The sequence below is a fragment of the Methylobacterium sp. 4-46 genome (assembly GCF_000019365.1).
Classification (GTDB): Bacteria; Pseudomonadota; Alphaproteobacteria; order Rhizobiales; family Beijerinckiaceae; genus Methylobacterium.
In genome coordinates this window covers 3,793,563-3,806,982 of record NC_010511.1, presented here as the reverse complement: position 1 = coordinate 3,806,982, position 13,420 = coordinate 3,793,563, and the positions used below count along the sequence as shown (strand labels likewise).

The window sequence follows — 13,420 nt, the reverse complement described above, 5'->3', positions numbered from 1 at the left end:
GGAGATGGCGACGCCATCAACCGGATGGCGGATGAGGCCCCCGGCGCCGCTCGCGCCGCCCCGTCGCGCCCCGGCCCCGGGGCGCCCCCTCCCGGCGTGCCGGCCCCCCGGCGCGCGGTCCGGACCGATTCCCATGATCCTCGTCTGCGGCGAAGCCCTCATCGACCTCCTGCTCGATCCGACCGACGGCGCCGCGATCCCGGCGCGGGCCCTTCCCGGCGGGTCGCCCTTCAACGTCGCCGTCGGCCTCGCCCGGCTCGGCGAGGCGGTGGCCTTCTTCGGCGGCCTGTCGCGGGACCGCTTCGGCGAGCACCTCGCCGGGGTTCTGGCGCGCGAGGGGGTGGAGGCGCGCTTCGCGCCGCGCTCCGACCACCCGACGCCCCTGGCGGTGGTGGCGCGGGGGCCGGACGGCCAGCCGGCCTACACGTTCCACGGTGCCGAGGCCGCCGACCGCATGGTCGCGCCCGCCTCCCTGCCGCCCGCCCTGCCGGATGCCGTGCGCGCCCTCGCCTTCGGCTCCTACACGCTGGCGGTCGAGCCGGTCGCCTCGACCTACGCGGCGCTCGCCGCGCGGGAGGCGGGCCGGCGGCTGATCAGCGTCGATCCCAACCTGCGCCCCGCCGTGGTGGGCGATCTCGCCGGCTGGCGGGCCGCCGCCGAGCGCTTCTTCCGGGTCGCCGACATCGTGAAGGCGAGCGACGAGGACGTCGCCCTGGCCTTCGGGCTCTCGCCCGAGGCGGCCGCGCGGATGTTCCTGGCTCTGGGCGCGGCCCTGGTGGTGATCACCCGGGGCAAGGACGGCGCCGTCGCCTATTCGGAGCGCGTCTCGGCGAGCGTGCCCGGGCGCGCGGTCGCGGTCCGCGACACGGTCGGGGCCGGCGACACGTTCCACGCCGCGCTCCTCGCCCGGCTGTCCCGCGGCGGGCTGCTGACGCGGCAGGCCCTGGGCGCCCTGACGCAGGAGGCCCTGGCCGACCTCCTCGCCTATGGGGCGGCCGCGGCGGCCCTGACCTGCTCCCGCGCCGGCGCCGACCTGCCGCGGGCGGACGAGGTCGAGGCGCTGCTCGCCTGACAGGCTGATCCGACATCCGACGGATTGCGTCGCCATGCGGATGGCGGCTTCGCTCAGGCGCCGCGCGGGCTTGGCATGTCGGCTTCGCTCAGGCGCCGCGCGGGCTTGGCACATCGGCTTCGCTCAAGCGCCGCGCGGGCTGGTCATGCGCGTTCCGGAAGTGACCGTCCGGAACGCGCATGAGAAATCGATCGATTGCCGCTTCTGCGCGGAATGAACGGCCAGACAACAGGATCGCACGTCCTGCACGACGGGAACGAACGAGTCCGGCTCAGCCTCCGGTCCCGACGGCCCGGGATGCGTCCGCATCCGGCCGCCCCGATCGGAGGAGGCCGCCCCTCCGCTCCCGGCTCGTCGGCACCCGCTGCCGCTCAGCCGCCGAAGGGCTTGTAGCCGTTGGTCTGCTCGATCTCCTGGTCGATCGCCGCCGCCGCCCGGTCGAGCGCCCGCTTCGGATCCTCGCCCTTCATGACCGAATTGACCGCGGCGGCGAAGGCCCGCGAGATCACCGGGTAGGCCGGATGCGGCGGGCGGGGCACCGCGATGCGGGTCAGCTGCTCGCGGTAGAGCGCCATCGGCCCGCCCTGGCGGAAGAGCGGGTTGCGCTCCGCCGCCGCCTGGCGCGACGGGATCGCGCCCGCCGCCCCGGCCACCGCCTCCATCGCCGGCTCGGACATCAGGAATTCCAGGAACTTGGCGGCCGCCTCCTTGTTCGGGGAGCCCGACCAGATCCCCCAGTTCCAGCTCCCCATCCCGGTGACGTGGCGCGCGCCGAAGCGCGGCATCGGCAGCAGCACCAGGTCGGAGCCGAGGGCGGCGCTGTGGGTCGGCCACATCCAGTGCCCGACCAAAGCCAGGGCCGCGCTCCGCTTGCCGTAGAAGGCGTCGTCGCCTTCCGAGGCGGGCACGATGTACCCGGCCTTCATCCAGGACTGGATCCGGCCCAACGCCGCGATCGACGCCTCGGAATTGATCGTCCCTTCGGCCTGCCAGGTCGTGCGGTTGATCAGATCCCCGCCGTACGATTGCAGGATCGGCGCGAAGCCGTAGGTGTACCACTCGCCGACGCCGTAATTCAGCTTCATGTCGAGGGGCGTCGGGTAGCCGGCGCGCTTGAGGGCGGCGAGCGCGGCCTCGAACTCCTCGCCGGTCCAGGCATCGTCGAGGCCGCTGGGGATCCGGATCCCGGCCTGGCGCAGGGCCGAGCGGGAGGCCCAGAGTCCGAGCCCGGAATCGAACTGGCCGAGGGCGTAGATCTTGCCGTCCGGGGCGTAGAGGCCCTGTGCGCGGATCGACGGCAGCAGGGCGCGCATCAGGTCGGGCGGGAGCAGGTCGTCGAGGGGCGCCAGCAGGCCGGCCCAGGCCGCGTTCGCGAAGCTCGGCCCGTCGAAGTCGAGGATGTCCGGCCAGGTGCCGGCCAGGGCCTTCGCCTGAACCGTCTGGTTCTCGATCGGCTTGGGCAGGGTCACGAGTTCGGCCGGGATGTCCGGGTGCGATCGGTTCCAGGCCGCGACCTGGGCCGCGATGGCGTCGAGTTCGGCGGCGCCGCGGCTGCCGTGGTCCAGGATCTTCAACGATGCCGCCGACGCGGCGCTGGCGGCGAGCATCGCCGCCGCCGCCATCGCGGCCAGGGAAAGGGTCCGCTTCATCGCCAAGGCGCTCCTCGGATGATGTCCGGGTGGTGGGGGAGGGGGCGGGCGCGCCGGGTCAGGCGCGCGCCACCTTGTGCAGGAAATCCGAGATCGTGGACCGCAGCTGGTTCGCCGTCTCGTTCATCGACAGCGAGGCGCCGTGGACCTCCTCGGACACCGATCCGGTCCGCGCCACGGCCTGGTTCAGCCCGTCGACGTCGGCCGTGATCGTGAAGGAACTGTCGGCGATCCGCTGGATGTTGGAGGTGATCTCGGCCGTCGCGGCGCCCTGCTCCTCGACCGCGGCGGCGATGTTGGCCGTGAGTTCGCCCATGCTGCGGATCGCGGTGGCGACGTCCCCGATCGCGCTGGCGCTGCGGTCGGTCGCCTGCTGGATGGAGTTGATCTGGGCGGTGATCGAATCGGTCGCCTTCGAGGTCTGCTCGGCGAGCTGCTTCACCTCGGCCGCGACGACGGCGAAACCCTTGCCGGCGGGCCCGGCCCGGGCCGCCTCGATCGTGGCGTTGAGGGCGAGCAGGTTGGTCTGGTCGGCGATGGCCTTGATGATGCCGACGATCTCGCCGATCTGCCGGGTCATGTCGGTCAGGTCGCGGATGCAGCGATCGGCGGAGGTGGCCTGCGCGACGGTCGAGGTGACGAAGGCGTCGGCGCGGACGACCTGGCTGCCGATCTCGCCGATCGAGGCGGTCAGCTCCTCGGAGGCGGAGGCCACGGTCTGGGCGTTCTCGGTCGAGCGGGCGGTGGCCTGCGACACCGAGGCCGCCCGGCCGCGCGTATGCTCCGCCACCGTCCGGAGTTCCCCGGCCGTCGCCTTCAGGGTGGCGCCCGCGCGGCCCACGGCTTCGAGGAGCCCGCCCGCACCGGCCTCGAACTCGGCGATCAGGTGCTCGATCAGGCGGTTGCGCGCGTCGCGGGCCCGGCTCGCATCGAGCGCCTCGGCCTGGAGCCGCTCGTTCTCCCGCCCCGCATCGCGCAGCACCGCCACGGCGCGCGACATCGCCCCGATCTCGTCGCCCCGCTGCGAGAACGGGATCTGGACCTCCCAGCGGCGCTCCGCGAGGCTCCCGACCACCTGCGTCAGCCCGCGGATCGGCGTCGCGATGCCCTGGCCGATGACGAGCGCCAGCCCCGCGCCGAGCAGCAGCGCGGCGAGGGACAGCCCGCCGGCGAGCCAGGTCGAGGACGTCAGGGTGCGCCGCGTCGTATCGATGCTGCCGGCGAGCTGGACCTGCGCGTCGGCCTGGATCTGCTTGGTGGCCGTCGCGATCTGGCGCGAGCCGATGGAGAGTTCGTTGTTCAGGATCGCGTCGATCTCGCGCTGGAGGCCCTGCCGCGTCGCCTCGGCCGTCGCCGTCTGCCGGGCGATGCTCAGATCCGCCATCCGGCCGAAATTCTTCGAGTAGCTCGCGGTGAGGTCGAGGATGGCTTGCTTCTTGCCCTCATCCTTGATGCGCTCGGCCTCCTTCCGGATGACCACGACCAGGTTCATGCCGCGCCGGACATGCTCGAAGTCGTTCGTCTGAGCGAAGCTGGTCACGGCGATGCCGAGCGCGCCGATCGCGTTCGAGACCGCGAGCGCGGTGTCGCGCTCCCGGACCATGGCCTCCTGCTGGCCTACGGCTTGTGCCACCCGGTTGACCCCCCACAGGCCGCTCACCGCGACCAGCAGCATCAGGATCAGGATCGGCGCAAAGCCGAAGGCGAGTTGCAGCCGGATCGGGACACGGTCGAGCAGACCGGATGCTTCAGAGGAACGGCCCATTTCCGCATCATCCCAATGTTCAAGCGGGGCATAGTTTCAGCGCAATCTATTCTCCATTCCTTAGCGGAAGGTGAAGCAGGAGCCGCCCCGCGACGAAGCGACTGGGCCCGGTCATCTCGCCTAGGCCCGGTCGTCCAGACTAGGCCGGGTGCGGGCGCGGCGCGGCAGGGCGGCGCTCAGGCCGCGCTCTCGCGCACCACGCCGCGCCGGATCAGGTCGTCGATCGCCGCCGCATCGTAGCCGTGGGCCGCCAGGATCGCGCGGCTGTGCTCGCCCAGCAGCGGGGCCGGGCCGTGCACGCGTCCGGGCGTCGCCGAGAACTTCACCGGCAGGCCGAGCGTGCGCATCGGCCCGGCGCGGGGATGCGCCACCTCCACGACCATCTCGCGCGCCAGCGTCTGCGGGTCGCGGTGCATCGCCGCTACGTCGAGGACCGGGCCCGCCGGCACGCCCCCGGCTTCCAGCCGATCCAGCCACTCGGCGGAACTCGCCTCGCGGAAATAGGCCGAGAGCGCGGCCGCGAGGGCGGCGCGGTGCTCCATCCGGCCGCGATTCTCGCGGAAGCGCGGATCCTCCGCCAGGGCTTCGGCCCCCAGCACCGCGAGGAGCCGCAGCCAGTTCGTCTGGTTGGCGGCCCCGACGGTGATCCAGCCGTCGGCGGTCGGGAAGGCCTCGTAGGGCGCGTTGAGCGGGTGGGCCGAGCCCATTGGGCCCGGCGCGATCCCGGTCGCGAGCGCGATCGCCGATTGCCAGTAGGTCTGGACGATGCCCGCCTCGAACAGGGAGGTGTCGACCTCCTGACCCTCGCCGGTCTTCAGCCGGTGCACGTAGGCCGCGAGCACGCCCATCGCCGCCACGATCCCCGCCGTGATGTCGGTGACCGGCGCCCCGCTCTTCACCGGCGGCCGGCCCGGCCCCTCGCCGGTGATGCTCATCAGGCCGCTCATGCCCTGGGCCACGAGGTCGAACCCCGCCCGGTCCGCGTAGGGCCCGGTGCGGCCGAAGCCGGAGAGCGAGCAGTAGATCAGCCCCGGATTGTCCCGGCGCAGGGCGGCGTAGCCGAAGCCGAGCCGCTCCATCGTCCCTGCCCGGTAGTTCTCGATCAGCACGTCGGCGTCCCGCAGCAGGCGGCGCAGCACCGCCTTCCCGTCCGGGTGCTTCAGGTCGAGGGCGAGGCCGCGCTTGCCGCGGTTCATCATCATGTAGGCGGCGCTCTCGCCCGCCACGGTCGGGGGCACCATGCGCCGCGTGTCGTCCCCGCCCTCGCTCTTCTCGACCTTGATGACCTCCGCCCCCATGTCGGCGAGCATCAGGCCGCAGACCGGGCCCGCCATGATGTGGGCGAGCTCGACCACCTTCACGCCCGTGAGCGGGCCCTGCCGGGTCATGGCGCCCTTACTCCGCCGCGGCCGGAGCGAGCGCGGCGCCCTCCGCCCCCGGCGCCTCCGCGAAGCGCCGCTCGGGATGCATCGTGAAGGCGAGCGCCGCCCCGGCGAGCAGCAGGCCGATCGAGCCCGCGAAGGGCAGGATCCAGTTGCCGGTCAGGTCGACGATCCAGCCGAAGGCGAGCGGCGAGACGATCGCGGCCACCGCCGACCCGGTATTCATCAGCCCGCTCGCGGTGCCGGAATATTGCGGGGCGATGTCCATCGGCACCGACCAGATCGGCCCGATGACGAGTTCGAGGAAGAAGAAGCCGGCCGAGAGCAGCACCGCGATCGCCGTGAGGTCGCGGGTGAAGAACACCCCGACCAGGCTGGCGGCCGCCCCCAGCATCCCGAGCAGGATGATGCTGAGCCGCGCGAGCTTGAGGTTGCCGGTCCGCTGCAGGATGTGGTCCGACAGGACGCCGCCGAGCGTGTCGCCGACCACGCCCGCGAAGAACACGCCGGACGCGAACAGGGCCGAGTTCTTGAGGTCGAGCCCGTACCCCTCCTTGAAGAAGGACGGCAGCCAGTTGAGGAAGAGCCACAGCGTCCAGCCGTAGCAGAAATAGGTCAGCGTCACCGGCAGCATCCGGCGGGTGAGGCGGCCCCACGGCACCGCGCTGCGCTGGCCCGGGACCCGGGCGGGCGGCAGGGCGGCGAGTTCCTCGGGCGTGATGCGGGCGTGGTCGCGGGGATCGTCGCGGAACGTGACGTACCACGCCACCACCCAGACGAAGCTCGCCACTCCCAGCACCACGAAGCCGTAGCGCCAGCCGACCAGCGCGATCAGCAGGGCGACGATCGGCGGGGCGACCGCGTTGCCGAGCCGCGCGAAGGCGTGGGTGATGCCTTGCGCGAAGCCGCGCCGGCCGGGCACCGTCCAGTTCTGCATGGCGCGCGTCGCGGTCGGGAAGGTGGCGCCCTCCCCGAAGCCCAGCATCACGCGGGCCAGGAAGAGCGACGCCATGCTCCCGGCGAAGCCCGTCAGCACGGTCGCGGCGGCCCAGATCACGCCGCAGATCAGCAGCGTGCGCCGCGCCCCGAACCGGTCGCCGACCGAGCCGCCGATCACCTGGAACACCGCGTAGGGATACGCGAAGGCCGAGAAAATCAGCCCGAGCTGCGTGTTCGTCAGCCCGAGATCCTGTTTGATGTGGCTCGCCGCCGTGCCGATGTTCACCCGGTCGATGTAGGTGATGAAGTACATCAGGCACAGCATCAGGAGGACACTGGTCGTCGCCTTGACCCTTGCCGGCATGGGCGTCTCACTCCGCGATGGAGGCGGCGGGCGGGAGACCCGGCGCGTCCAGGTTTCGGGCCGCCGTCTTGGTGCGGCGGGCTCCGCCGTCCGGGCTGGGCCGAACGGCATTACGAATTTTGAATACATTATCTGATCCGCCGCCGCTGGCAATCCGGTCCCGAGACCGATTCCGGCCCGGTCCACCGATCCCGCATCGGACGAGCGGGGCCGGAGGATAGTCTTCGGCCCGCGCGGAACCGGCGATCATGGTGCGGCGAACGCTGCGTCGGCCGCCAAGACGGCGGTCTCTGCCGGCGAAGACTTTCCCGAGAGGGCGGAAAGTCGATCCGAGTCCGGGCGGGCCGGACGACCTGTCCCTGATCTTGCACCCGATCTTGCCCCCGATCTTGCCCGGGGCCGGGCCGCCCCCCGCTGCGCCGCGCGCCGCCCGGCCCCGGGCAGGCCGGAAGTTCCGGCCTGTGGCGCGGCGGGCATAGGCGGTTGTCCGCCTCGCGCGCTACGTTTCGGAGTTGTTTCGCGCCGGTCCCTCCGCCCCCGCCCGGCCCTCCGCCGCTCCCAGGTCCCGTATGACGACGCTCCCCCAAGGCAACCCGGTCCTCGGCTCCCTCGCATGCCTCGCGGCGGTCCTGTCGATCGTCGCGGGAGGGATGTACTACCTGAACGCGAGCTACCACGACCATTACGAGATGAGCCGGCTCCAGGCCGTCGCGCGGGCCGATCCCGCCGCGCCGCTCTAGCGCGGGCGCCACCGTGCCAAGCCGGGACCCGCCCCGGAGAGCGGGGACGAGCGGCCCGAGACCGCCTACGAGGAGTAGCCCGTCGGCCCCGCCCGCGGGGTTTGTTGGAGAGATCTGCGGTTCGGTGAAGCTCAGGCGAGCCTTACTCAGGTCAAGATCGGTCTTTACAGTCCAGATTCGGAAGCAGTGGAGAAACCAGGGGCCTTCCGGCCCCGCGCGGAGCATCGTCCATGGTGAGATCCGGCCCCGTCGAGAGTCACCGGCCCGGCTCGCGCCGCGCCTACACGCGCACGGTGTGGGTCATCGTGATCGGCACCCTCGCGGTCGCGGTCGCGCAGGGCGCCTACGCGCTGGCGATCGGCTCGGACAGCCTGCTGGACGAGTCCCGCGGCTTCGGCTTCGACATCGTGCTCAACGCGGTCGCCGCCCTGGTCTTCGGCCGGGGCGAGCGGGTGGAGCGGCTCTCGGCCCTCCTCGTCGCGGCGATCATGGCCGCGTCGGGGGCGCAATCCCTGCTCGACGGCTGGCGGGACCTGACCTCGCCCGACAAGACCAGCACCGGGCTCGTCGCCCTCTCGCTCGCCAGCAGCCTGTCGGTCTCCGCCCTCGCGGCGGCCGCCCTGTCGCGGTTCCGCGACGACCCGAACCCGCTGATCGAGGCGACCTGGCTCAACGCCCGCAACGACGCCGTCTCGAACGCCCTGATCGGCGCGGTGAGCTTCGGCTCGTTCCTGGCCTCGGCGAGCTGGGTCGATTGCGGCCTCGACCTGATGGCGGCGTTCCTGTCCTTCCAGGCGGCGGGCGCCATCCTGCTGGCGAGCCTGCGCCGGCACGCGCCGGCGGGGCCGGCCTGCGCCCCGACCCTGCCGTGACCCGGGCGGCGCGGTGAGGACGGGCGGGGAGGGGGGCCGCGTCGCGGCCTTCCTGCTGATGGCGCTGATCTGGGGCCTCACGTGGCTGCCGACGAAGCTCGCCGCGGAGGTGGTGCCGCCCGTCACCCTGGCGCTCTTCCGCTTCACCCTCGCGGGGCTCGGCTACCTCGCCCTCGTCCTCGCCCTGCGCCTGCCGCTGCGGATGGAGCAGCCGGGCCGGATCCTGCTCGCCTCGCTCCTCATCACCACCGGCTCCTACGGCCTCCTGTTCTGGGGCGTCGCCCGGGCACCGACCGGGCTCTCGGCGGTGGTGAATCTCGGGCTGATGCCGATCTTCATCGTGCTCGTCGGGGCGCTCTACGGGGAGGAGCGGATCACCGGGCGGCGGCTCGGGGCGATCGGGCTCGGCCTCGCGGGCCTCCTCCTCCTCTATCAGGGGCGGCGCGGCGGCGGGTCCGACGAGGCGGGGCTCGGCCTCGCGGCGGTCGCGGCCGGCACGCTCAGCTACGCCTGGGGCGCGGTGGCGAGCCGCCCGCTGATGCGGCGCATGCATCCGGTCGCGCTCGCCTTCTGGGAGACGAGCCTCGGGGCCCTCGGCCTCGTGCCGGTGGCGCTCCTGGCCGAGGGCTACGATCCGGGCCGGCTCGCGGGCCTCGCCGACCCGCGCGTCGCCTTCGGGCTCGGCCTCATGGTCCTGGGCGGGTCGCTCGCCGCCTTCACGATCTATCTCTGGCTGGTGCGGGCCTGGGGCGCCTTCCGGGCCGGGCTCTACGCCTTCGTGAGCCCGGCGGTGGCGGTGGCGGTCGGCGTGGCGGCGGGGGGCGAGGTGATCGGCCGGCCCGAGGCCCTCGGCATGGCGGTCCTGCTCGCCGCCACGGCCCTCGCCCTCGCGGAGCGCCGCCCGGCCCCCGCGCCCGCCGCCTCGCCGGCGGATTGAACCTCGCGCGCGTCCCCGTAAGCTTCCGCCCCGGCCGCGAGCGCGGGAGGGCGATCATGCGGGACGCGGACGCCGTCTTCACCGGGTCGATCCCGGCCCTCTACGACGGCGGTCTCGGCCCGGTGCTGTTCGCCCCCTACGCGCGCGACGTCGCGGCCCGGGTCGCCGCCTTCGCGCCCGCGTCGGTGCTGGAGACCGCGGCCGGCACCGGCATCGTCACCCGCGCCCTCGTGGCGGCCCTGCCCCCCGGCACGCCGGTCCTGGCCACCGACCTCAACCAAGCCATGCTGGACCACGCGGCGGCGCAGCCCGGCGCGGCCGGCGTGACCTGGCGCCAGGCCGACGCGCAGGCCCTGCCCGTGCCGGACGCGGCTTTCGACGCGGTGGTCTGCCAGTTCGGCGCGATGTTCTTCCCCGATCGGCGGGCCGCCTTCGCGCAGGCCCGCCGCGTGCTGCGGCCGGGGGGACGCTTCGTCCTGACCGTCTGGGACCGCCTCGCCGAGAACGACCTCGCCGCCACGGTCACGCAGGCCCTCGCCGCCCTGTTCCCGGCCGACCCGCCGGCCTTCCTGGCCCGCACCCCCTACGGGTTGCACGATCCGGAGGCGGTGCGGGGGGACCTGCTCGCTGCCGGCTTTTCCTCGGTCACGGTCGAGACCGTGCCGCAGGTCAGCGACGGCGTCCCGGCGCGGGCGGCGGCAGGAATGTGCCAGGGCACGCCGCTGCGCGGCGAGATCGAGGCGCGCGGCGCGTGAGCCTCGACGAGGCGACCCGGGCCGCCGCCGCGGCGATCACTTCCCGGTTCGGCGATCCGGTCTGCGGCGCGCGGATGCGGGCGCACGTGGTGTCCGCCCTCCGCTGACGGGGTCGCGGGGGCGGCCGCGAGGGGGGGCGGGGCGGCGCGGGGCGACCGCCGGGACGGCCCCGCCCGGCGCCTGGAACGCGTGGCCCCAGGGCCTGGACGCTTCGCTGGGCGCCCTCCTGCTGCGCGTGCCCCGGCGCCGCGACGGCGGCGAGCGCGAGGCGGGCGAGGGACGCGATGCGCGTGGTCATGGGGCGGTCTCCTGAGGGGGCCAGGAGGCGGGCCGGCCGATGCCGGCATCCCGGGCGCGGGAGCTTCCCTGAACCGGCCGCTCACGCCGCGTGAATGACGGACCGGAAGCAGATCGGCTGACCACAATTCGCGTTTGACCAATCGAAACGCGCTGCAACGACACCATCGCACGAGTCCAGCTTCGCACAAGGCAGGCGAGCTATTCCTGCGGCAGCCTTGATTCAATTGTTTCCGGGTGTCCGATGGCCCTCAAGAGCAGCAACCCAGCCACGCAGATCGCGGCCCCCCCGGCGCCATGGCTGGACGCATCGACGGACAGCGGTGCGCTCGGCGACAACCTGACCAGCTTCCGGAGCCTGAAGCTGGACGGAACGGGCGCGCCCGGTACGGCGATCCTGGTGAGCTACACCGGAACGACGGCGGCCGGTAAGCGCGTCTCCGGCACCATGCCGGCCGTGACCGTGGACGCCTCGGGGGCCTGGAGCGTCGCCACGACCAGCCTGTCCGACGGCGTGTACGCCTTCACGGCCGTCGCGCAGAGCGGGCCCAGGAGCACGAGCGCGCCCTCGCCCGCCCTCACCGTCACCATCGACACGACGCCCCCGCCGGCGCCGATCCTCAGGGATTTCCCGGCCGCCTCCACGAACAACGCGACGCCGACCCTGGCCGGGACGGCCGAGAAGGGCGCCAAGGTCGCCATCTACATGGATGGTGCCGCGACCGCCCAGGCCATCGTGACGGCCGACGCGACGGGTGCGTGGTCCTACACGGAGGCGAGCAGGCTGATCGACGGCACCCACAGCTTCGTGGCCACGGCCACGGACGCGGCCGGGAACACCTCGGTGCGCTCCTCCGCGAAGTCCGTCATCATCGACACCGTCGCGCCCACCGAGACCATCACCCAGCTGCTCGTCGCGGGCGACAACGTGATCGACGCCGGCGAGCAGGCGGCCGGCACCGTCACGGTCTCGGGCACGCTCTCGGCCGCGCTCGCCCCGGCGGAGAGCCTGCTGCTGACCGTGGCCGGGGCGACCTACACGGTGCCGCAGGCCAGCCTCTCGGGCACCAGCTTCTCGCTGCAGGTGGCCAAGCCGGCCGCCGGCTGGGCGAGCGGATCCGCCTCGGCGCGGGTGCAGGACGCCGCCGGCAATGCGGGCCAGACCACCACGCAGAGCTTCACCCTCGGCGGCGCGCCGGTTCCCCCGGCGGGCCAGCTCTCCCTGCTCGGCATCAACCTCGCGGGCGGCGAGTTCGGCAGCGCGGTGCCCGGCCGGTACGGGACCGACTACATCTACCCCAACCACGCGGAGATCGACTACTACGCCGGCAAGGGCCTGAACGTCATCCGCCTGCCCTTCCTGTGGGAGCGCCTGCAGCCCGTCCAGGGCGGCGCCCTGAGCAGCAGCGATCTCGCCTACATCGACGACGTCGTGAGCTACGCGAACGCCAAGGGCATGAAGGTCGTTCTCGACATGCACAATTACGGCTCCGGTTACGGCTCCCCCGTCGGCAGCGCGGCCACCCCGGTCGGCGCCTTCGCGGATTTCTGGGGCAGGATGGCGGGGCACTTCGCGTCCAACCCGAACGTGCTGTTCGGCCTGATGAACGAGCCGCAGCAATCCACCGCCACCGAGTGGCTCGGCGACGTCAACGCGGCGATCCAGGCCATCCGCGGGGCCGGCGCCACCGCGCAGGAGATCCTGGTCCCGGGGACCTACTGGGACGGGGCCTGGACCTGGACGACCTCGGACAACGCGGCCGTGCTGGGCGGCGGCGTGGTCGACCCGTCGAACAACTACGCCTTCGAGGTGCATCAGTACCTCGACGGCGACGGGTCCGGCACGCACGCGGGCGTCGCCTCGACGAGCATCGGCGTCGAGCGCCTCCAGGCGGCCACGCAATGGGCCGAGAGCACCCACAACCGGCTGTTCCTCGGCGAGTTCGGGGTGGCCCAGGATCAGACGAGCCTGGCGGCGATGGACGCCATGCTGGGCTACATGAGCCAGCACACCGGCGCCTGGCAGGGCGCCACCTACTGGGCGGGCGGCCCGTGGTGGGGCGACTACATGTTCTCGGCCGAGCCGACCGGGCTCGGGACCTCCAGCGTCACCGACAAGCCCCAGATGACGGTGCTCGACAAGTACATCTGAGCGCGGCCCGGGCGCGGGGCGGCGCCCCTTGATGCGGCGGCCGGTCGTCGTCATCTGAGGGGCGATGCCCGCGCAGATCCTCGACGAGGTCAGCCTCGGCCGCTTCCTCGACGCCTTCTACGCCCGCCTGCGCGCGGACCCGCTCGTCGGCCCGGTCTTCGCGGCGGCGATTCCCGATCCCGGCTGGCCCCGCCACATGGAGACGATCCGGGCCTTCTGGTCCTCGGTGCTGTTCCGGACGGGGCGCTACAAGGGCAATCCCTTCGGCAAGCACCTCGCGCTCGCCGGGCTCGGCCCGGACCACTTCGCCCGCTGGCTCGCCCTGTTCGAGGAGAGTGCGGCGGCGCATTTCGCGCCCGAGATCGCCTCCGTCCTGGTCGAGCGGGCGCACCGGATCGGCGACAGCCTGAAGGCCGGCCTGTTCTTCCGCCCCGGCGAGGCGGCGGGGCGAGGCGGCGCCTGAGAGCCGGCGGGGCGGCCCCGTCCGGGCCCGGGC

General features: G+C 73.1%; 11 protein-coding genes. 7 read left to right on the top strand and 4 right to left on the bottom strand.

What is annotated here, in order from left to right; all coding sequences use genetic code 11:
- The first annotated feature begins 133 nt into the window (after positions 1-133).
- Positions 134-1,072, top strand: coding sequence for a carbohydrate kinase family protein (locus M446_RS16350; protein WP_012333216.1), 939 nt, complete (start codon positions 134-136; stop codon positions 1,070-1,072).
- 371 nt (positions 1,073-1,443) lie between these two features.
- On the opposite strand, the gene M446_RS16345 is transcribed toward M446_RS16350, so the two are convergent.
- From M446_RS16345 to M446_RS16330, 4 genes are all read right to left on the bottom strand, one after another.
- Positions 1,444-2,721, bottom strand: coding sequence for an extracellular solute-binding protein (locus tag M446_RS16345; RefSeq protein WP_012333215.1), 1,278 nt, complete (start codon positions 2,719-2,721; stop codon positions 1,444-1,446).
- Positions 2,722-2,779: 58 nt separating this feature from the next.
- Positions 2,780-4,486: a methyl-accepting chemotaxis protein gene (locus M446_RS16340; RefSeq protein WP_012333214.1), complete on the bottom strand. Its 1,707-nt coding sequence runs from the start codon at positions 4,484-4,486 to the stop codon at positions 2,780-2,782.
- A 176-nt stretch (positions 4,487-4,662) separates the two neighbouring features.
- On the bottom strand, positions 4,663-5,874 hold the full coding sequence (locus M446_RS16335; protein WP_012333213.1) for a CaiB/BaiF CoA transferase family protein: 1,212 nt from the start codon (positions 5,872-5,874) through the stop codon (positions 4,663-4,665).
- A 7-nt stretch (positions 5,875-5,881) separates the two neighbouring features.
- The gene (locus tag M446_RS16330) at positions 5,882-7,171 is read right to left on the bottom strand and encodes an MFS transporter (RefSeq protein WP_012333212.1); all 1,290 of its coding nucleotides are present in this window, start codon (positions 7,169-7,171) and stop codon (positions 5,882-5,884) included.
- Positions 7,172-7,740: 569 nt separating this feature from the next.
- On the opposite strand from M446_RS16330, the gene M446_RS38170 reads away from it, so the two are divergent.
- The 6 genes from M446_RS38170 (at position 7,741) to M446_RS16305 (ending at position 13,387) form a co-directional block, all read left to right on the top strand.
- Positions 7,741-7,911, top strand: coding sequence for a hypothetical protein (locus M446_RS38170; RefSeq protein ID WP_012333211.1), 171 nt, complete (start codon positions 7,741-7,743; stop codon positions 7,909-7,911).
- 230 nt (positions 7,912-8,141) lie between these two features.
- Entirely contained in the window at positions 8,142-8,783 is a 642-nt protein-coding gene (locus M446_RS16325) for a cation transporter (RefSeq protein WP_012333210.1), read from the top strand.
- Positions 8,784-8,796: 13 nt separating this feature from the next.
- Positions 8,797-9,720, top strand: coding sequence for a DMT family transporter (locus tag M446_RS16320; RefSeq protein WP_012333209.1), 924 nt, complete (start codon positions 8,797-8,799; stop codon positions 9,718-9,720).
- A 56-nt stretch (positions 9,721-9,776) separates the two neighbouring features.
- Entirely contained in the window at positions 9,777-10,475 is a 699-nt protein-coding gene (locus M446_RS16315) for a class I SAM-dependent methyltransferase (RefSeq protein WP_322597462.1), read from the top strand.
- A gap of 541 nt (positions 10,476-11,016) precedes the next feature.
- A complete protein-coding gene (locus M446_RS16310; protein ID WP_012333208.1) occupies positions 11,017-12,924 on the top strand; it encodes a cellulase family glycosylhydrolase in 1,908 nt (635 codons plus the stop codon).
- Between the two features lie 64 nt (positions 12,925-12,988).
- Positions 12,989-13,387, top strand: coding sequence for a group III truncated hemoglobin (locus tag M446_RS16305; protein ID WP_012333207.1), 399 nt, complete (start codon positions 12,989-12,991; stop codon positions 13,385-13,387).
- Positions 13,388-13,420: the final 33 nt, after the last annotated feature.